The following is an 18,127-nucleotide window of genomic DNA, read 5'->3' on the forward strand; positions in this document are numbered from 1 at the left end:
CGGCTACGGGTTGGAGCCGACGATCTTCGGGATGGTCGTCGTGCCGGCGACCTTGACCGCGTAGTTGCCCTTGAAGGTGGGCTTGGTGGCGGTGGTGACCACGGTGCCGCAGCCGGAGGCCGAGGTGACGGCCAGGTCGCCGCTGACGCTGGCGACCGCGAGGATGCCGGTGGAGTTGGTGTAGGTGGCGGTGGCCTTGCCCTGCACGTTGAACACGCAGGCGCCGGCGGTCACTTTGGCCTTCACGTTGCCGATGTAGCCCTTGGTCACGCCGGTGGACGCGGTGTAGTCCTGGGCGACGACGGTCCAGGGAGTGGTCGCGGTGGTCGTGACGTTCCCCAGGACGCTGGTGCAGGGCGAGCCGCTGGTGCCGAAGTTGATGGCGTTGATGTTGGCCACGGTCGCCGGGTTGCCGGTGGCGCTGGCCATGGTGCCCGAGGCGCTGGACGTCGTACACGTCATCGGGATGTTCGCGGTCAGGACGATGTTCCCGCTGTTGGCCGCGGCGAAGTTGGACGGTGAGGGGGTGACGGTCCAGACCGTGGAGGGCACGGCCGAGGCGGGGGCGACGGCCATGACGAACGCGGCGGTGCCCGCGCCCGCCGCGACGGCGATTCTTGCCAGGGGTTTGTTCATGACTGGGGACTCCCTTGTGGATTGACCGGCAGAGGGGGACCGCGCCCGTGCTGGTGAAGCGGAGGAAGAGGCGGTCCGCGGCTCGGAAATCCTCGACCGCGAGCCATGACGTTACTTGCGGGAAACTTAGCCGAACAATGCTGTTGACCATGATTCTTTCGAGAAGGGGAAATGCCTGTTCCCCAGGTGAGCAGTCCGGGCCCCCGCTTAGTCATCCGCTGCTAAGAAAGCCGCTGTGGCCAAAATCAGCGGACGCACCCGGGGAGCAGTTGATGTTGCCCCCCTCCCCCGCCGAGGCCGCCACTGCTCACCGAGTGACAAGAACGGGCCGGGTCTTTGTCGCCGCGCTGACAAAGACCTCGGTGGCTCGACTCAAACCTCGGCGAAATTCGGATCCTCTCTTGCCCGCTCAGGTTACTCAGCCGTAGCGTGCCGGATCAGGCGCTGATCTCCAGGCCGTGCGGTGCTCCGCCCCAGGGAGCCGCACACGGCCCCTGTCCCGCATCCCGCGCTCCGCGCCCCTCATCCGAACTCCGCCGCCGTCCGCCGCTTTGGAGGTGATATGGGAATCGAAGTGGTGGTCGAAGGCCTCACCAAATCCTTCGGCACGCAGAAGATCTGGCAGGACGTGAGCCTTACGCTGCCGGCCGGCGAGGTCAGTGTCATGCTCGGGCCTTCCGGTACCGGAAAGACGGTGTTCCTCAAGTCGCTCATCGGGCTGCTGAAGCCGGAGCACGGCCGCGTCCTCATCGATGGCGTCGACATGGTGAACAGCCCGGAACGGGATATCTACGAGACCCGGAAGAAGTTCGGTCTCATGTTCCAGGACGGCGCCCTTTTCGGTTCCATGTCCCTCTTCGACAACATCGCCTTTCCGCTGCGCGAGCACACCAGGAAGAAGGAATCGGAGATCCGCCGCATCGTCATGGAGCGGATCGACGTGGTGGGGCTGCTGGGCGCCGAGGGCAAGCTGCCGGGTGAGATCAGCGGCGGCATGCGCAAGCGGGCCGGGCTCGCCCGCGCGCTCGTGCTCGATCCGCAGATCATCCTGTGCGACGAACCCGACTCGGGGCTCGACCCCGTCCGCACCGCCTACCTCTCGCAGTTGCTGATCGACCTGAACGCGCAGATCGACGCGACGATGCTGATCGTCACCCACAACCTCGACATCGCCGCCACGGTCCCCGACAACATGGGCATGCTCTTCCGGCGCGAACTGGTCACCTTCGGCCCGCGCGAAGTCCTCCTCACCAGCGAGGAGCCGGTCGTGGCGCAGTTCTTGTCCGGCCGCCGCGAAGGCCCGATCGGGATGTCCGAGGAGAAGGACGCCGCGACCCTCGCGGCCGAGGCCGCCGGAGCGCGGGGCGCGGACGGACCCCGGGAGATCGTCCCCCAGTTGGAGCCCTCCCCCGGTCTTCCGCCGCGCGGCGCCGTCGCCCGCCGCCGGGAGCGGGTCCTCGGCATGCTCGACCGGCTGCCGCCCGCCGCCCGTACCGCCATCGAGCGCACGTACGCCGCCTCCCCCACGGGTGGCGCGACCGGCACCCAGGCCTCCCCCACCGGTGGCGCGCCCAGCACCCATGGCTCCACCGCCCCGACGCTGCCCATGCCGGCCGCCGGGAGCGGCGCATGATCACCGGTGCCCTGCGGCAGACCGGCCGGCTCTTCGCGCTCGCCGCCGAAGTGGCCCGGGCGATCTTCCGGCGGCCGTTCCAGTTCCGCGAGTTCGTGGAGCAGTTCTGGTTCATCGCCGGCGTGACCATCCTGCCCGCCGCCCTGGTCTCGATCCCGTTCGGCGCCGTGATCGCCCTCCAGGTCGGCTCGCTCACCCAGCAGCTCGGCGCCCAGTCCTTCACGGGTGGCGCCAGCGTGCTGGCCGTCGTACAGCAGGCCAGCCCGCTGATCGTCGCCCTGCTGATCGCGGGCGCGGCCGGCTCCGCCATCTGCGCCGACCTCGGCTCGCGCACCATCCGCGAGGAGCTGGACGCCATGGAGGTCATGGGCGTCTCACCCGTGCAGCGCCTGGTGGTGCCCCGCGTCCTCGCGACGATGGGGGTCGCGGTCCTGCTCAACGGCCTGGTCTCCGTGGTCGGCATCCTCGGTGGCTACGCGTTCAACGTCTACCTCCAGGACGGCACCCCCGGCGCCTACCTCTCCAGCTTCTCCGCCCTCGCCCAGCTGTCCGACCTCTACATCAGCGAACTCAAGGCGCTGGTCTTTGGATTCATCGCGGGCGTCGTCGCCGCCTACCGGGGCCTCAACCCGCGCGGCGGCCCCAAGGGCGTCGGCGACGCCGTCAACCAGTCCGTGGTCATCACCTTCCTGCTCCTCTTCTTCGTGAACATGGTGATGACCGGCGTCTACCTGCAACTCGTACCGCCGAAGGGGGGTTGAGGACCATGGCCTCCCCGTTCGTCTGGCTGGACCGCTCCGGTGACCAGCTCCTGTTCTACGTGCGCTCCCTGCTGTGGATCCCGCGCACCCTGCGCCGCTACCTCAAAGAGGTGCAGCGTCTCCTCGCCGAGGTCGCCTTCGGCACCGGCGGCCTCGGCGTCATCGGCGGCACCATCGGCGTGATGATCGCGATGACCCTGTTCACGGGGACCGTCGTGGGACTCCAGGGGTACGCGGCGCTCGACCAGATCGGCACCGCGGCCTTCACCGGGTTCGTCTCCGCGTACTTCAACACCCGCGAGATCGCCCCTCTGGTCGCGGGTCTCGCCCTCTCCGCGACCGTCGGCGCCGGCTTCACCGCGCAGCTCGGCGCCATGCGCATCAACGAGGAGGTCGACGCCCTCGAAGGCATGGGCATCCGCTCCCTGCCCTACCTGGTCACCACCCGCATCATCGCCGGCGTCGTCGCCATCATCCCCCTCTACGCGATCGGGCTGCTCTCCTCCTTCCTGGCCTCCCGCTACGTGACGGTCCTCTTCAACGGCCAGTCCCGGGGGACGTACGACCACTACTTCAACCTCTTCCTCTCGCCCACGGACGTGCTGCTCTCCGTCCTGAAGGTGCTGATCTTCAGCGTGATGGTGATCCTCGCCCACTGCTACTACGGCTACCGCGCCTCCGGCGGCCCGGCCGGGGTCGGTGTCGCCGTGGGGCGGTCGGTGCGCAACGCCATCGTGCTGATCAGCGTCACCGACTTCTTCCTGTCGCTGGCCCTGTGGGGCGCCACCACGACCGTGAAGGTGGCGGGCTGACATGAGCGCAGCACGAGGCGCGACCGCGCGCCGCCGGCTCGCCGGAGTGGTCTTCCTGGTGGTCCCGGCCCTGCTGGTGTGGCTCTCGGTCGCCGTCTACGACAAGCGGTTCACCGACTCCGACCCGGTGGTCGTGGAGACGGGCGCCGTCGGCAACGAGATGCACCTGGGCGCGGAGGTGAAGCTGCGCGGCGTCGTCGTCGGCGAGGTCCGCGAGATCGACGCCACCGACGACGGTGCCCGGCTCACCCTCGCCCTGCGCCCGGGGACCCGCACCCGGATCCCGGCCGACGTGCGCGCCCAGATGCTGCCCACCACCCTGTTCGGGGAGCGCTTCGTCGCCCTCGTCCCGCCCGCCTCGCCCTCCGCGCGGCCGCTGGCCGCCGGCGCCGTCATCCCGCAGGACCGCTCCACGAGCGCCGTGGAGCTCCAGCAGGTCCTCGACGACGTGCTGCCGATGCTCACCGCCGTCCAGCCGCAGAAGCTCTCCGCCACCCTCTCCGCCGTCTCCCGCGCACTGGAGGGGCGCGGCGGCCGGCTGGGCGACACCCTCACCCTCCTCGACTCCCACCTGCGCGAGTTCAACCCCCACCTGCCGACCCTCAACCGCGACTTGAAGCACCTGGTGAAGGTCAGCCATGTCTACGCCGATGCCGCACCGGACATCCTCACGGCTCTGGCCGACTTCACCACCACCACCGGCACCCTGGCCGAGAAGGAGAGCGAGCTGTCCGCCACCCTGGGCGCCACCACCGGGACGGCCGAGGACCTGACCGCCTTCCTGCGGCAGAACGAGGACAACATCATCCGGCTCTCCGCCTCCTCCCGGCCCACCCTGGAACTGCTCGCCGAGTACTCCTCGGCCTTCCCCTGCACCCTGCGCACCCTCGCCGACTTCGTGCCGGCCATGGACAAGGCCCTCGGCAAGGGCACCGACCGGCCCGGCCTGCGCGTCGACGTCACCACCGTGCCCTCCCGCGGCGCCTACCGCCCCGGCCGCGACACCCCCTCGTACGACGCGGACGGCGGCCCCCGCTGCTACCCCGTGCCCTACCTCGGCCTCGCCGGGAAACCGGCCGTGCAGGTCCCCGCGGCGGCCGGGCAGGACCTCGGACCCGCCAACTCCCCGCAGGAGAACGACCTCGTCAACGAACTCCTCGCACCGGCCGCCGGCAAGGCCCCCACCGAACTGCCCGAGTGGAGCAGTCTGCTCGCGGGCCCCGCCCTGCGCGGCACGGAGGTGACCCTGCGATGACGTCCCCCACCCGGCGCCGCCCGCTGACCGGCCCGGTCCTGAAGTCCCTCGCCTTCCTGGTGGTCACCGCGCTGGCCACCGCCGTCCTCGGGCTGAGCGTCGCCGGCAGCGGAGTCGGTGACGACAGCCTCACCTACAAGGCGCTGTTCACCGACGCCACCGGGGTCACCGACGGCGACAGCGTCCGCATCTCCGGGGTGGAGGTCGGCGAGGTCACCGACGTCCGCGTCGTCGACCGGCGCACCGCGCAGGTCACCTTCACCGTCCGCGACGACCGCACCCTGCCCGCGTCGGCCACCGCCGCCGTGAAGTACCTCAACATGGTCGGCCAGCGCTACATCGCCCTGGAGCGGGGCAGCGGCGACCTCGCCGGCGCGCTCGACGCCGGCGACACCATCCCGCTGGACAGGACCACCCCCGCACTCGATCTGACCCTGCTCTTCAACGGCTTCAAGCCGCTCTTCGAGGGCCTCTCCCCGAAGGACGTCAACGAACTCGCCGGCTCCATCGTGCAGGTGCTCCAGGGCGAGGGCGGCACCGTCGACAGCCTCATCCGGCACGTCGGGTCCCTCAGCACGACGCTCGCCGCCAAGGACCAGGTCGTCGGCAAGGTGGTGAAGAACCTCAACACCGTCCTGAGCACCCTCAACGACCGCGAGAGCGACTTCGACGACCTCGTCGGCACCCTCCGCAAGCTCGTCACCGGCTTCAACGACGACCGCAAGCCCCTGGGCAAGGCCGTCACCGCCATGGGCGACCTGACCACCGTGACCGCCGACCTCCTCCAGGAGGGACGCGCCCCGCTGAAGAAGGACCTCCGCGAACTGGGCCGGCTCTCGGACAACCTCGGCGACGCCACCCCGCAGATCGAGGACTTCCTCGACCGCACCCCCGCCAAGCTGACCGCGCTGGGCCGGCTCTCCTCGTACGGCTCCTGGTTCAACCTCTATCTCTGCGAGGCCCGCGTGGACGGCGTCACCACCTCCACCGGCGCGAAGCCGCCGACCGGCATCGCCGTCACCGAGGCCAGGTGCGGCGCATGACCCTGCTGCTGCGGCCCGGACGCCGCGACACCCCCGCCCCCGCGCCCCGCCGCTCCCGCGCGCCGCGCCTCAAGCCGGTCAAGGACCGCGACCCCGTCGCCGTGGCCGTCGTCGGCCTGCTCCTGCTGGCGCTGCTCACCGTCCTCGCCTACAACGCCGACCGGCTCTCCCTCACCGGCGGCGGCACCGCCTACAGCGCCGACTTCACCGAGGCGGCGGGCCTGGACGAGGGCGACGAGGTGCGGGTCGCGGGCGTCAAGGTCGGCCGGGTCACCGGCGTGGCCCTGGACGGCGACCGGGTGAAGGTCACCTTCGAGGTAGAGGACGCCTGGCTCGGCGACCGCACCACCGCCGCCATCGCCATCAAGACGCTGCTCGGCGACAAGTACCTGGCCCTGGACCCGCTCGGCGGCGCGGCACAGGACCCCGGCAGCCGCATCCCGCGGACCCGGACCACCTCTCCGTACGACGTCACCCAGGCGTTCCAGGACCTCGGCTCCACCGCCGACGCCCTCGACACCCGGCAGCTCGCCAAGAGCTTCGAGACCATCTCGCGGACCTTCGAGAAGTCGCCGCCCCACGTCCGCAAGGCCGCGACCGGCCTGTCCGACCTGTCGCGTTCCCTCTCCAAGCGCGACCGTGACCTCGCCCGACTCCTCAAGGGCAGCGCCAAGTTCAGCAAGACGCTCAAGGACAACAAGTCCAGCTTCGAGACGCTCATCGAGGACGCCGGGCCCCTGCTCGGCGAACTTCAGGACCGGCGCAAGGCCATCACCGCCCTGCTCAAGGGCAGCCGCGCCCTCGGCACCGAACTGTCCGGCCTCGTGGACGACAACGACAAGCAGCTCGGCCCCACCCTGAAGGCGCTGGGCCGGGTCACCACCGTCCTGGAGAAGAACAGCAGCCGGCTGGACGAGACGCTCGCCCTGGTCGGCCCCTACTACCGGCTCGTCGGCAACACCCTCGGCAACGGCCGCTGGTTCGACAGCTACCTGTGCGGGGTGGTGCCGCGCGACTACCTGCCCGCGCGGTCCCGGCCCAAGACGTCGTGCATGCCGCCCGAGCAGTCGGCGGCGGCCCGGAGGAGCGGTGAGCGATGAGCAGACACGGAACACTCCTCGCGGTGCGCCCGAGACTCCTCGCCGCGCGCGGAAAGCACCTCGCCACGCGGGGGAAGCACCTCGCCACGCGGAGGAAACTCCTCGCGGCCGTGGTCGCCCTCGTCGTGGTCGCCGCCGGACTCCTCGCGGTGCGCGTCCTCGACTCCACCGGCACCCGCGTCACCGCCTACTTCGACCGTGCCGTCGGCATCTACGCCGGTTCCGACCTGCGCGTCCTCGGCGTCCGGGTCGGTGAGGTGGAGTCGGTCCACCCCCAGGGCACCCGGGTCCGGGTCGAACTCGCGCTGGACGAGGGCGTACGCGTGCCGAAGTCGGCGCGCGCCCTGGTCGTCGCGCCCAGCGTGGTCGCCGACCGCTACGTCCAGCTCACCCCCGCCTACCGCGCCGGCCCCGCCCTCGCGGACGGCGCCGTACTGCCCGCCTCCCGCAACCGCACCCCCGTCGAGATCGACCAGCTCTACGCGTCGATCACCGACCTCAGCAAGGCACTGGGGCCGGAGGGGGCCAACTCCGCGGGCGCCCTGTCGGGGCTGCTGAGGACCGGTGCCGCCAACCTCGACGGCAACGGCGCGGCCATCGGCAAGAGCATCGAGGAGTTCGGCAAGGCCACCAGGACGCTCGACGGCTCCAGCGACGATCTGTTCGCCACCCTGCGCAACCTCCAGACGTTCACCACCATGCTGAAGGGCAAGGACAGCGACGTACGCACGGCACAGAAGCGGCTGGACACCGTCGTCGGCTACTTCGCCGACAACAAGGACGACCTCGCGGGCGCCCTGAAGGAACTCGGCACCGCCCTGCGCCGGGTGAAGACCTTCATCAAGGACAACCGGGGAGAGCTGAAGGGGAACGTCGAGCGGCTCGTGCCCCTCACCCGGGCCCTGGTGCGCCGGCGCGCCTCGCTGGCTGAGGCCCTGGACGTCGCGCCGCTCGCCGCGGGCAACCTGGTCGGCGCCTACGACACCGGCACCGGAAGGATCGACGGCCGGGCCAACCTCAATGAGATCAGCATGGGCGGCCCCCTGCTGCCCCTGCCGGCGACCGGTGGCGGCTCCACGGAGCCGCCCTCGGCCTCTCCCTCGGCTTCGGCCTCTGCTTCGGCCTCTGCTGCGACCTCGGGGGAGGGAGAGCGGTGAAGCGCGTCGTACGGCGCCGGGGACGGGCGTCGGGGTCGGTGGAGACCGGCGGCGCGGACCAGGTGGAGACCGCCGAGGCGGACCGCGTCGAGCCCCCGCACAGCACGGCAGGGCGCCGGGTGCTCACCGGCGGGGCCGCCGCCGGCATGGGCCTCGGCGGCCTGCTCGCCCTCGGCCTCGGCTTCGCGCTCGCCCTCGGCGCGTTCACCGTCACCGCTCCCCGCTTCGACGGCATCGAGGACCTGCCCCTGCCGGGCGGCGCCGACCTCGGCTCGCACCCCTACACCGTCACCGCCGAACTGGCCGACGCCCTCAGCCTGGTGCCGCACGCCGCGGTCAAGGTCGACGACGTCGCCGTCGGCCGGGTCACCGCCATCCGCCTCGACGACGACCGCTGGTCGGCCCGCGTCACCATGGAGATCAACGGCGACGTCCGGCTGCCGCGCGACGCGGGCGCCCGCCTGGAACAGTCCAGTCTGCTCGGCGAGAAGTACGTCAGTCTCGTCGCGCCGGCCAAGTCGTCCGCCGGGGGCGACCTCGGCGACGGCGGTGTCATCCCCCTCTCCCGCACCGGCCGCAACACCGAGGTCGAGGAGGTGTTCGGCGCGCTGTCCCTGCTGCTCAACGGCGGTGGCGTCAACCAGCTCAAGACCATCACGCGGGAGCTCAACAAGGCCCTCGGCGGACGCGAACCCGAGGTCCGCTCCATGCTGAAGCGGGTCGACGAGCTCGTGGGGAACCTCGACGACCACCGCGGTGACATCACCGACGCCCTCGACGGCGTCAACCGGCTCGCCACCACCCTCGCCGGCCGCAAGGACGACGTGAGCACCGTCCTGACCGACCTCTCCCCCGGCCTGAAGACCCTGCACGAACAGCGCGGCTCACTGCTGACCATGCTGCGCTCCCTGGACCGGCTGTCCGGCGTCGCCGTCTCCACCGTCAAGGCGAGCAAGAACGACATGGTCGCCGACCTCAAGGCGCTCGCCCCCACCCTCAAGGCCCTCGCCGACGCGGGCAGCGACCTGCCCGACTCCCTCCAGGTGCTGCTCACCTACCCGTTCACCGACGAGGTGCTCAACGGAATCAAGGGCGACTACCTCAACGTGTATCTGCACATGACCGCCGTCCCCGGCACCCAGGTCATCCCGCCCCTCGTGCCGCGGAGCACCCCCTCGCCCACCGGCACGCCCCGGGGCGCCGCGCCCGGCAAACGGCCCGGCGGCGGGGCATCGCCCTCGCCGTCGGCGCCGCTGCCCCTGCCGTCCGTACCGACGCCCACCCGGGACCCCGGGGACGGAGGCGCACAGAGATGATCACCCTCGCCATACGTCTGAAGAACCTCGCCTTCCTGCTCATCGCCGTCCTCGTCCTCGGCTTCCTCGGCATCCGCTACGCGGACCTCGGCCGGTACGTGGGCGTGGCCGACTACTACACGGTGCGGGTCGAACTCCCGCGCACGGGCGGTCTCTTCACTCACTCCGACGTCACCTACCGGGGCGTGTCGGTGGGCCGGGTCGGTCCGATCGACCTCACCGCGGACGGGGTGGTCGCCCAGCTGCGCATCAAGAAGTCCGCCCCCCGCATCCCCGCCGACACGCGGGCCGTGGTGGCCGGGCTCTCCGCGGTCGGCGAGCAGTACATCGACCTGCGGCCGGAGAGCGACTCCGGCCCCCACCTCGTCGACGGCACCCGGATCGCCCGGTCCGAGACAGAGGTGCCGGCGCCCGTCACCGACGTGCTCACCAGTGTGGACGGCCTCGTCCGGTCCGTGCCGCTGGAGGAACTGCGCACGGTGGTCGACGAGTTCGGCAAGACCTTCGAGGGGCGCGGCGACGACCTGCGGGTGCTCCTCGACAACGGCAGCGCCTTCATCGAGGCCGCCGACCGGAACCTGCCCGCCACCAGCCGCCTGCTCACCGACGGCGAGACCGTGCTGCGCACCCAGGCAGAGGAGGCGGGGGCGATCCGCGGCTTCGCCGAGGGTGCCACGGAACTCGCCCGCACCCTCAAGGGTTCCGACGCCGACCTGCGCCGTCTGCTCACCGTCACACCGGACGCCGCCACGCAGGTCAGCGGGCTGCTCCGGGATCTCGACCCCAGTTTGGGCGTCGTCCTCGCCAACCTGCTCACGACCTCCGAGGTGGCCGTCACCCGGCAGCGCGGCATCGAGGAACTCCTCGTGAGATATCCGGCGGCCGTCTCGGCGGGCGCCACCGCCGTCGACGGAGGAAAGATGAGACTCGGCCTGGCCGTCACCTTCTTCAAGCCCCTGCCCTGCACCGACGGCTATGGCGGCACCCGCTACCGCACCGGCCTCGACCTCGGCACCGCCCCCGCCCTCAACACCGGCGCGTCCTGCACGGCTCCGGCCGGCAGCGGCGTCAATGTACGGGGGTCCGCCCATGCCCCACGGGGTGGCGCGGTGCCTGACCCGGCCAGGGCGGGCTCCCTGCCGTCGGGCGGTTCGCCCGGAGCAGGCGGTACGAGGGGTGGGGCGTCGTCGCGGTCGGGCGCGGGCCTGCCGGGCGCGCTGGCCCTGCCGGACACGGGCGGCGGCGGAGCGACCGGGCTGCCGGGGCTGCTCGGCGCGGAGCCGGGCCGATGAGGCGGGCGCGGGTCGTCGCCGGGGCGGGACTCGCGCTGGCGCTGGCGTTCTGCGGCGCCGGGGCGTGGACGTACGCGCAGGCACGGGGCGACGATTCGCTCGCGTACGGCCGTGCTCGCGACGAGGCGCTGGCCGACGGGCGCGAGCGGCTCGCCGTGCTCAACACCCTCGACGCCTCGTCCCGGGAGCGGGCCAAGGCGGGCATCCAGGACTGGCGCGCCGCCTCGACCGGTCCGCTGCGGGAGGAACTGGACGCCACCGCCCCCCGGAAGGGGGCCTCCGCGCGGGGCACGGTCACCGAGGCCGCGCTCACCGCCCTCGACACGCGCGCGGGCACCGCCAAACTCGTCGCCACCGTGCGCGTCGAGGTCACCCCCGGCGCGGGCAAGCGGCCGACCGTCGACCGCAAGCGCCTGGAGGCGGTGCTGGCCCGCACGGGCGGGGGCGAGTGGAAGGTCAAGGCACTGAGCGCGGTACCGCTCGCGCGGACGGCGAAGGAGGGCGAGGGCCGATGACACGGCTGCCGCACCTCGGACGGCCCCGGGCCCACCGGGGCCCGGGTGACGGACCGCCCACCGACCGGACCGGGCCGGACGTGGGCCCCGCCGGGCAAGAGGAGGCGACCACGAGCACCGCCCCGGCCCCCGGCAGACAAGGGGAGCCGACCACTGACGCCACCCCGGCGCCCGGTGGGCAGGGGGAGCCGACCACGAGCACCACCCCGGCCCCCGGTGGGCAGGGGGAACCGACCACGAGCACCACCCCGGCCCCCGGTGGGCAGGGGGAACCGACCGCGAACGCCGCCGCGGCCCCCGGCAGACAGGGGGAGGCGACCGCGAGCGCTACCGCGGCCTCCGGCGGACAGGGGGAGGCGACCGCGAACACCACCCCGGCCCCCGGCGGACAAGGGGAGGCGACCGCGAACGCCGCCCCGGCCCCCGGCACCGAGCCCGGCCGGGGTGTCTCGCGGGAGGAGACCGCGGGAGTGCGCGGCGGCCGAGCGCGCCGGCGTGGCTTCGGCGGACGGCTGGTCCCCGCGGTGTGCGCCGCGCTGCTCGTCCTCGCCGGCTGCGGCTTCTTCTACGGCGCCCATCAGGCGAGGTCCACCCCGTCCGCCGCGAACCGCGCGCTGACCGACGCCGAGGAGACGACCCGGGTCGCCGGTGACGTCGACAACGCCCTCGCCCGTGTCTTCTCGTACACGCCGGACGGTCTGAAGGCCACCGAACGCGCGGCGCGGTCCGTCCTCGCGGGGCGGGCGCAGCGCCAGTACACGGAGTTGATGGAGCGGATCCGCGCGGACGTCGCCGCGCGGCGCGTCACCCTGAGCACCCAGGCGGTCCGCACCGGGGTGATCGAACTCGACGGTGACAGCGCGCGGTTGCTGGTCTTCCTCGATCAGATCTCGCACCGCGGCAAGGCCGGCACCACCTCCGCGGCGGCCCAGCTCACGGTGACCGCGCGACGGGAGGACGACCAGTGGCGAATCGTCGACATCAAGACGCGCTGAGCGAGCGCGGAGAGAGGGGACCACGGATGAGACGCCGCACCAGCGGCCGGGCCCGGCCGGGAGCGATGCCGGTCACGGGGCTCGCCCTCGCGCTCACTCTGCTCGCGGGCGGCTTCGCCGCGTGGGCGGGCCGGGACTGGTACGACGCGGCCCACGCCGACTCCGCGGGGTACGCCGAGCAGCGCGACGCCGCCCTCGCCGCCGGTGAGCAGGCCGTGCAGAACCTCAACACCCTCGACCACCGCAGCCTCGACCGCGGCCTGGACCTCTGGGAGTCCTCCACCACCGGCGAACTGCGCGAGCAACTGGCGGGCGGACGAGCGGAGTTCGCCGACCGGGTCAGGGAAGCGAAGACCGTGACCACGGCGAAGGTGCTCTCCGGCGCCCTCACCGAACTCGACGACCGGGCCGGCCGGGCCCGAGTGCTGGTCGCGCTGCGGGTGACGGTGAAGGCGCCCGGCGCGCAGCGCACCGACAAGGACAGCCGCATGCTCGGCGAACTGACCCGCACCGACGGCACCTGGAAGCTGAGCGCCCTGGGCCAGGCCCCGGTCGGCGGCACGCCGGCCGGCTGACCGGCCGAGGAAAGGACGACACACGATGCCGACGACCCGCCACCACCTGAACAACGCACGCCGCCGCCAGACCCGCGAGGCCCGCCGCCCGCCGGCCCCCACCGCCGCCGCCCACTCCCGCGACCGCACTCCGCCCGCCCCGGTCGCCGCCGATGCCGCCGACGCCGCCCAGGGGAGCGAGGACCGGCGCGACAAGGCACGGCTCACCCGCCCCCGGCAGGCAGCCCGCGACGAAACGGCGTCCCCCCTCGATCCCGCGCCCCCGCCCCGCCGCACGCTCGCGATCCTCTGCCTGCTGACCCTGCTCCTCGGCGGCTTCGCCGGCTGGGCTCACGCCCGCGCACAGGCGCTCCGCGACGACCCGGCCGCCCGCAACACGGCCCTGTCCGACACCGCGCGCACCAGCGAGATCAAGGGCCAGTCGACCAAGGCCGTCGCGGCACTCTTCTCGTACGACCACGCCCATCCCGGCGCCTTCGACAAGGCCGCGAAGAAGTGGCTGACGGGAGGTGCCGTCGCCCAGCACCGGGAACTGCTCGGCGCCGTCCGCGCCCGCGCGGACAAGCAGAAGGCGGTGATCACCACCACGGTCACCGACAGCGCGGTCGAACGCATCGACGGCGACCGGGCCCGCGTCCTGGTCTACGCCGATCAGAGCAGCGTCAGCACGGCCGGCGACAAGAAGGCGCGGGACGACGGCGCCTACGCCGGGGCGATGTTCGCCGTCGACGTCCAGCGGCGCGACGGCCGTTGGCTCGTCTCACGCATCGACACCTTCCGCCGCTGAACCCGCCCGCGCCCCACCACCAGGGAGTGAGTGCCCATGCCCGAACACCGCGCCCGCCGCCTGCCCGTCCGGACCCGCAGGGGTCTGCGGACCACCGCCATCGCCGTGAGCGCGGTGGCGGCGCTCACCGCCTCCCAGGCCCCCGGAGTGCTCCCGCAGCACGTGAGCGCCCGTCCGGCCGCCGACGACCGGCCCGCCCCGGCCCCCGACCCGCCGTACGCGGAACTCGCCCCGCCCGCTGACGGCTCGTACCACACCGAACTCCCGCCGCAGGTCACGTCCGACGCCCCGCCGCACACCGAGCGGAGGTCCCCGGAGCGTGCCGCGGCCGGCATCCCGGGGACGGTGTTGCGCGCGTACCGCGCCGCGGAGAGATCCGTTGCCCGGACGGACCCCGGCTGCGCGCTGCCCTGGGAACTGCTCGCCGCCATCGGCAAAGTGGAGTCCGGGCAGGCGCGCGGCGGCGCGGTCGACCGGCACGGCACCACGCTCGGCCGGATCACGGGCCCGGCCCTGGACGGCCGGAACTTCGCCCTGATCCGGGACAGCGACGGCGGCGTCCACGACGGCGACACGGTGTACGACCGCGCGGTGGGGCCGATGCAGTTCCTGCCGTCGACGTGGGCGCGGTGGGGTGCGGACGGCAACGGGGACGGCCGCGACGACCCCAACAACGTCTTCGACGCGGCCCTGGCAGCCGGGCACTACCTGTGCGCCGGGAGCCGCGACCTGAGCCGGCCCGCCGACCTCGACCGCGCGGTCCTCAGCTACAACCAGTCGCGTCCCTATCTCGAACTGGTCCGCTCCTGGCTGGAGTTCTACCGCAGGGGCACGCACGCCGTGCCCGACGGCAAGGGCGTCATCCCGACGTCACCCGGGGCCGGCGGCGACACGCCGGCCACGTCACCGGCCGACAAGGGCGGCCGCGGGGGCAAGGGAGGTCGCGGGGGCGACGGCAAGGGTGGCGACGGCGGCGTCATCATCGGCCCGGACCCCGGCACGCCCACCCCGACCCCCACACCCTCGCACCCGGCACCGTCCTCGCCCTCACCCCGGCCGTCCCCGACCCCGACGGAACCGGACCCCACCCGGCCGCCGGAGCCCACCCCGTCCGACTCCCCGACCCCGGGCCCCTCCCCCACACCGACCCCCACCGACCCGTCACCCCCACAGCCCTGCCCCTCCGACTCGACGAGCCCCTCGCCGGACCCCGACAGCTCCCCGGCCCCGAAACAGGAGCCGCCCTGCACGTCCATGACCGCTACCGAGAGGTGAGGGTTGGGGGGCCCCGGACAGCCACCGGTCGGCGTCCTTGGCGGGGGCGCCCCGCACAGGTACGGCACGAGAGCGGCGACCGTCGTCACCGGGAGGCCGGCCCCGGCGCGCCCCCCGGCACGGCGGCCGGCGCGTTCAGCGCGTCCAGGGCGCTTCGGCACGCCGCCACGATCCGCGCGTTCTCCGCCGTGTCGCGGACGGCGATCCGGACGGATCGTCCCTGGTACGCCGAGGACATCGGCGACAGGTCACGCAGGAACACGTCGAACTTACGGCACTCCCCCACCAGTCGCGCGCGCTCGGTCCCCGCGGCGGCAGGGTCACCGTGAGAAAGTTCGCCACTCCTTCATCGACCGAGTCGAAGCGGCCCGGTCCAGGTCGGGTGCTGGGGCGGTGTGCGTCAAGTGCCCGACGGGCTGCCGTCGAGCGGTGTTCGAACGCCTCCGCTCGGCAGCGCAACGGCGGGTTTTCCGGGGCGGAAGCGGCCGAGCAGTGCGGAGAGGAGGACCGCCGTCAGGGTGCCGGCGACGACGCCGTTGCCCAGGACCGTACGGGCCCAGGCGGGGAATCCGGCGTACAGATGCGGGCTGAGCAGCGGCAGCAGCCCCGCGGTGAGCGCGAGCGCGGCCGTCATGGTGCCGGTGCCCGTGCCGGACAGGTCGGCGCGGCGGAGCATCTCGATGCCCAGCACGGCGATCACGGCGTAGACGACGAGGGCGGAGCCGCCCACGACGGCCGCCGGGATGCCGGCCAGCGCCCGGGAGAGGGGTGTCGCCAGGCCGAGGGCGACCAGGAGGACTCCGGCCCCGGCGGTCACGAAGCGGCTGCGGACCCCGGTGAGCCGGCCGATGCCGATGTTCTCGGCGCTGGTGACCATGAGGGACGTGCCGAACAGCCCGCCGGCCAGGGAGACCAGGGCGTCCGCGCGGGCGACGCGCGGAACGTCCCGCTCGGGGGCGGGAGTGCGGCCCACCGTCTCGCTGTTGAGCACGGTCTGCCCGGTGATCTCGGCCAGCGTGGTGAGGCTGAACACGAGCAGCGGCAGGGCGGCCACCAGATCGAACCGCGGCGTTCCGAAGGGCAGGAACGCGGGCGGCGCGAAGCCGCTTCCGGCCGCGGGGGCAAAGGTTCCGAGACCGGTGGTCGCTGCCACGACGGCCCCCGCCGCCATCCCGATGAGGACGGAGGTCTGCCGCCAGACACCGCGCAGGAGAACGTACGCGGCGAGGGTGGCCGCGACCGTGAGCGCGGCGAGGAGCACCGTGCGCGGCTCGCCGGTGCCGTCCGGTCCGGTGACGAGGCCGGCGGCGACCCGGATCATCGCGATGCCGATGAGCAGCACGGTCACGCCCATGACCAGTGGCGGGAAGAGCCTGACGACACGGGCGCACAGCGGCAGCACGGCCAGGAGCAGGGCCGCCGCGAGGAGGACGGCGCCGGCGGCGGTGGGGGCGCCGTGTTCCTGCGCGATCTGGAGGAACAACGCGGTCGCGGCGCCCCCGGGCAGCATGACGAACGGCAGGCGCCCGCCGATCCGCCACACGCCGAGGGACTGGAGCAGGGTGCCCGCGCCGCACAGCAGCAGGACGGCGCTGAGCAGCGAGGCGGTCGCTCCCGGCGGCATCTTCAGAGTGCCGGCGACGAGGAACACGGTGGATATCGGGGCGGCGATCATCGCCAGGACGTGCTGGACCGACAGGGGCACCAGCCGCCGCAAGGGCACCCTGGCGTCGACCGCATCGACCGCGTCGGCCGAGCGGTCGGTGGTGGCGTCGGTGGGCGTGGCCGTCATCCTGTCGCCCCCAGCCAGGGGATGTCGGCCGCGGCGTAACGGTAGGCGCGGAAAACGGCGTTGGGCTCGGACGGGAACAGCCCCCTGACCTCGCTCTCGGCGTATCCGGCGAAGTGCGGGACGACGTACTCCCAGCACAGGTAGCCGTCCTTCGTCACCTCGAACAGCCGCCCGGAGGGAGAGTCGGTGAGGAGGGTGTTGCCGTTCGGCAGGCGCTGGGCGGAGCCCATGAAGGGTGCGAAGAAGAACTCGCGGGCAGGGTCGTGGTACTCCCACGCGATGTCGCCACCGGCCCGGTCGATCTCGATGACGCGGGAGTAGGGGACGTCGTGGCCGGGCCGGAACACGCCGTTGTCGAAGACCAGCAGCCGGCCGTCGTCCAGTTCGGTGGGGGCGTGCTGCTGGCTGACCGTGCCGGGGCGGCTCCTCCAGAGGACCTCGCCGGTGTCGCGGCTGATGACGACGACGGCCGAGACGCTGCGCAGGCTGACGAGGATGTTGCCGTCCCGCAGTGGGGTGACGCTGTTGATCAGGGGCCAGTGTTCGCGGGCGTAGGCCTCGTGCAGCGGGAACTCCTCGCGGTCCAGGTGCTCGGCCGCCCGCCAGGACCACCGGAGTTCACCGTCCGGACCGGTCTCCTTGATGGTGTCGGCCCAGACGATGCCGCCCGTGGCCTCGGAGCCCGGCACTCCCCCTCGCACCGCTCCCGCCTCGGCTCCGGTCAGGGGTTCCAGGGCGGTGTACAGGATGCCGCCGTCGTCGAGGTGGTGGGCGTCGTGGTGCTGGAGGGGGTCGCGGTGTTCCCGGAGCACGGTCCCGTCGGGGGCGGCGTGGACCATGACGCCTCCCCGGTACTTGTGCCACATCGGGAAGAGCGCCTTCTCGCCCGGCAGCACGCCGTTGTAGGCCAGTGTTCCGTCGGTGAGGAGCCGGGCGTGGCGACCCGGGCGCCAGGGGAGGTGCCACTGGTGGGCGGTCCGTCCGTGGAGGTCGATGAGGTAGACCTCTCCGGTGCCGGTGAGCGGCGCGTAGAGGGTGTATCCGTCGTACGCGGCTCTCTCGTCGAGGGCGATGAGGCCGGTGGGGCGGCGGCGGCGTGAATTCTGGTCGACGGGCGGCACGTCCAACTCCTCGCGGTCAAAGTTTCTTTGATGAGAACAACTGACTTTGACGATAGAGACGG

The 18,127-nt window shown here is 72.8% G+C and carries 16 protein-coding genes and 2 pseudogenes; 14 read left to right on the forward strand and 4 right to left on the reverse strand.

The annotated features are described in order from the left end of the window. Positions 1-3: 3 nt before the first annotated feature. The gene (locus ABZ385_RS16180; protein ID WP_358587297.1) at positions 4-636 is read right to left on the reverse strand and encodes a hypothetical protein; all 633 of its coding nucleotides are present in this window, start codon (positions 634-636) and stop codon (positions 4-6) included. A gap of 562 nt (positions 637-1,198) precedes the next feature. Between ABZ385_RS16180 and ABZ385_RS16185 the strand changes: the two genes are divergently transcribed. The 14 genes and pseudogenes from ABZ385_RS16185 to ABZ385_RS16250 all read left to right on the forward strand — a co-directional run bounded on the left by ABZ385_RS16185 (position 1,199) and on the right by ABZ385_RS16250 (position 15,152). Further along, the gene (locus ABZ385_RS16185; protein WP_358587299.1) at positions 1,199-2,269 is read left to right on the forward strand and encodes an ATP-binding cassette domain-containing protein; all 1,071 of its coding nucleotides are present in this window, start codon (positions 1,199-1,201) and stop codon (positions 2,267-2,269) included. An 11-nt stretch (positions 2,270-2,280) separates the two neighbouring features. After that, positions 2,281-3,030 (forward strand): annotated as a pseudogene (locus tag ABZ385_RS16190) (ABC transporter permease); the annotation flags it as partial. A 5-nt stretch (positions 3,031-3,035) separates the two neighbouring features. Further along, complete coding sequence (locus ABZ385_RS16195; protein ID WP_358587301.1) at positions 3,036-3,842, forward strand: ABC transporter permease; 807 nt, start codon at positions 3,036-3,038, stop codon at positions 3,840-3,842. A gap of 1 nt (position 3,843) precedes the next feature. Then, on the forward strand, positions 3,844-5,097 hold the full coding sequence (locus ABZ385_RS16200; RefSeq protein WP_358587303.1) for an MCE family protein: 1,254 nt from the start codon (positions 3,844-3,846) through the stop codon (positions 5,095-5,097). Further along, entirely contained in the window at positions 5,094-6,140 is a 1,047-nt protein-coding gene (locus ABZ385_RS16205; RefSeq protein WP_358587305.1) for an MCE family protein, read from the forward strand. The genes ABZ385_RS16200 and ABZ385_RS16205 overlap by 4 nt, the downstream gene beginning before the upstream one ends. Next, positions 6,137-7,240: an MCE family protein gene (locus ABZ385_RS16210; RefSeq protein WP_358587307.1), complete on the forward strand. Its 1,104-nt coding sequence runs from the start codon at positions 6,137-6,139 to the stop codon at positions 7,238-7,240. Before ABZ385_RS16205 ends, ABZ385_RS16210 begins: the two co-directional genes overlap by 4 nt. 110 nt (positions 7,241-7,350) lie before the next feature. Continuing rightward, positions 7,351-8,397, forward strand: coding sequence for an MCE family protein (locus tag ABZ385_RS16215; RefSeq protein ID WP_358698324.1), 1,047 nt, complete (start codon positions 7,351-7,353; stop codon positions 8,395-8,397). Between the two features lie 146 nt (positions 8,398-8,543). Then, complete coding sequence (locus ABZ385_RS16220; RefSeq protein ID WP_358911945.1) at positions 8,544-9,713, forward strand: MCE family protein; 1,170 nt, start codon at positions 8,544-8,546, stop codon at positions 9,711-9,713. Beyond that, positions 9,710-11,005 carry an MlaD family protein gene (locus ABZ385_RS16225; RefSeq protein WP_358911835.1) on the forward strand — a complete coding sequence of 432 codons (1,296 nt, stop codon included), beginning with the start codon at positions 9,710-9,712 and terminating at the stop codon, positions 11,003-11,005. Before ABZ385_RS16220 ends, ABZ385_RS16225 begins: the two co-directional genes overlap by 4 nt. Further along, positions 11,002-11,520: a hypothetical protein gene (locus ABZ385_RS16230; RefSeq protein ID WP_358911837.1), complete on the forward strand. Its 519-nt coding sequence runs from the start codon at positions 11,002-11,004 to the stop codon at positions 11,518-11,520. The genes ABZ385_RS16225 and ABZ385_RS16230 overlap by 4 nt, the downstream gene beginning before the upstream one ends. Continuing rightward, positions 11,517-12,515, forward strand: a complete 999-nt coding sequence (locus tag ABZ385_RS16235; protein ID WP_358911839.1) for a hypothetical protein — start codon at positions 11,517-11,519, stop codon at positions 12,513-12,515. The genes ABZ385_RS16230 and ABZ385_RS16235 overlap by 4 nt, the downstream gene beginning before the upstream one ends. 26 nt (positions 12,516-12,541) lie before the next feature. After that, the gene (locus ABZ385_RS16240; RefSeq protein WP_358578233.1) at positions 12,542-13,090 is read left to right on the forward strand and encodes a nuclear transport factor 2 family protein; all 549 of its coding nucleotides are present in this window, start codon (positions 12,542-12,544) and stop codon (positions 13,088-13,090) included. Between the two features lie 25 nt (positions 13,091-13,115). Next, positions 13,116-13,877, forward strand: a complete 762-nt coding sequence (locus ABZ385_RS16245) for a hypothetical protein (RefSeq protein WP_358911841.1) — start codon at positions 13,116-13,118, stop codon at positions 13,875-13,877. Positions 13,878-13,913: 36 nt separating this feature from the next. Next, positions 13,914-15,152, forward strand: a complete 1,239-nt coding sequence (locus ABZ385_RS16250) for a lytic transglycosylase domain-containing protein (RefSeq protein ID WP_358911843.1) — start codon at positions 13,914-13,916, stop codon at positions 15,150-15,152. A gap of 85 nt (positions 15,153-15,237) precedes the next feature. On the opposite strand, the pseudogene ABZ385_RS16255 reads toward ABZ385_RS16250, so the two are convergent. From ABZ385_RS16255 to ABZ385_RS16265, 3 genes and pseudogenes are all read right to left on the reverse strand, one after another. Then, positions 15,238-15,509, reverse strand: a pseudogene (locus ABZ385_RS16255) (histidinol-phosphate aminotransferase family protein); the annotation flags it as partial. A gap of 43 nt (positions 15,510-15,552) precedes the next feature. Beyond that, complete coding sequence (locus ABZ385_RS16260) at positions 15,553-16,944, reverse strand: solute carrier family 23 protein (protein ID WP_358911845.1); 1,392 nt, start codon at positions 16,942-16,944, stop codon at positions 15,553-15,555. Then, positions 16,941-18,065 carry an aryl-sulfate sulfotransferase gene (locus ABZ385_RS16265; RefSeq protein WP_358911846.1) on the reverse strand — a complete coding sequence of 375 codons (1,125 nt, stop codon included), beginning with the start codon at positions 18,063-18,065 and terminating at the stop codon, positions 16,941-16,943. The genes ABZ385_RS16260 and ABZ385_RS16265 overlap by 4 nt, the downstream gene beginning before the upstream one ends. Between the last annotated feature and the right edge of the window lie 62 nt (positions 18,066-18,127).

The organism is Streptomyces sp. NPDC005898 (genome assembly GCF_040629635.1).
Taxonomy (GTDB): Bacteria; Actinomycetota; Actinomycetes; order Streptomycetales; family Streptomycetaceae; genus Streptomyces.

Bases quoted from the DNA above. Each gene is read 5' to 3' on its own strand.
- ABZ385_RS16180 (WP_358587297.1), bottom strand. From the start codon at position 636: ATGAACAAACCCCTGGCAAGAATCGCCGTCGCGGCGGGCGCGGGCACC.
- ABZ385_RS16185 (WP_358587299.1), top strand. From the start codon at position 1,199: ATGGGAATCGAAGTGGTGGTCGAAGGCCTCACCAAATCCTTCGGCACG.
- ABZ385_RS16195 (WP_358587301.1), top strand. From the start codon at position 3,036: ATGGCCTCCCCGTTCGTCTGGCTGGACCGCTCCGGTGACCAGCTCCTG.
- ABZ385_RS16200 (WP_358587303.1), top strand. From the start codon at position 3,844: ATGAGCGCAGCACGAGGCGCGACCGCGCGCCGCCGGCTCGCCGGAGTG.
- ABZ385_RS16205 (WP_358587305.1), top strand. From the start codon at position 5,094: ATGACGTCCCCCACCCGGCGCCGCCCGCTGACCGGCCCGGTCCTGAAG.
- ABZ385_RS16210 (WP_358587307.1), top strand. From the start codon at position 6,137: ATGACCCTGCTGCTGCGGCCCGGACGCCGCGACACCCCCGCCCCCGCG.
- ABZ385_RS16220 (WP_358911945.1), top strand. From the start codon at position 8,544: ATGGGCCTCGGCGGCCTGCTCGCCCTCGGCCTCGGCTTCGCGCTCGCC.
- ABZ385_RS16225 (WP_358911835.1), top strand. From the start codon at position 9,710: ATGATCACCCTCGCCATACGTCTGAAGAACCTCGCCTTCCTGCTCATC.
- ABZ385_RS16230 (WP_358911837.1), top strand. From the start codon at position 11,002: ATGAGGCGGGCGCGGGTCGTCGCCGGGGCGGGACTCGCGCTGGCGCTG.
- ABZ385_RS16235 (WP_358911839.1), top strand. From the start codon at position 11,517: ATGACACGGCTGCCGCACCTCGGACGGCCCCGGGCCCACCGGGGCCCG.
- ABZ385_RS16240 (WP_358578233.1), top strand. From the start codon at position 12,542: ATGAGACGCCGCACCAGCGGCCGGGCCCGGCCGGGAGCGATGCCGGTC.
- ABZ385_RS16245 (WP_358911841.1), top strand. From the start codon at position 13,116: ATGCCGACGACCCGCCACCACCTGAACAACGCACGCCGCCGCCAGACC.
- ABZ385_RS16250 (WP_358911843.1), top strand. From the start codon at position 13,914: ATGCCCGAACACCGCGCCCGCCGCCTGCCCGTCCGGACCCGCAGGGGT.
- ABZ385_RS16260 (WP_358911845.1), bottom strand. From the start codon at position 16,944: ATGACGGCCACGCCCACCGACGCCACCACCGACCGCTCGGCCGACGCG.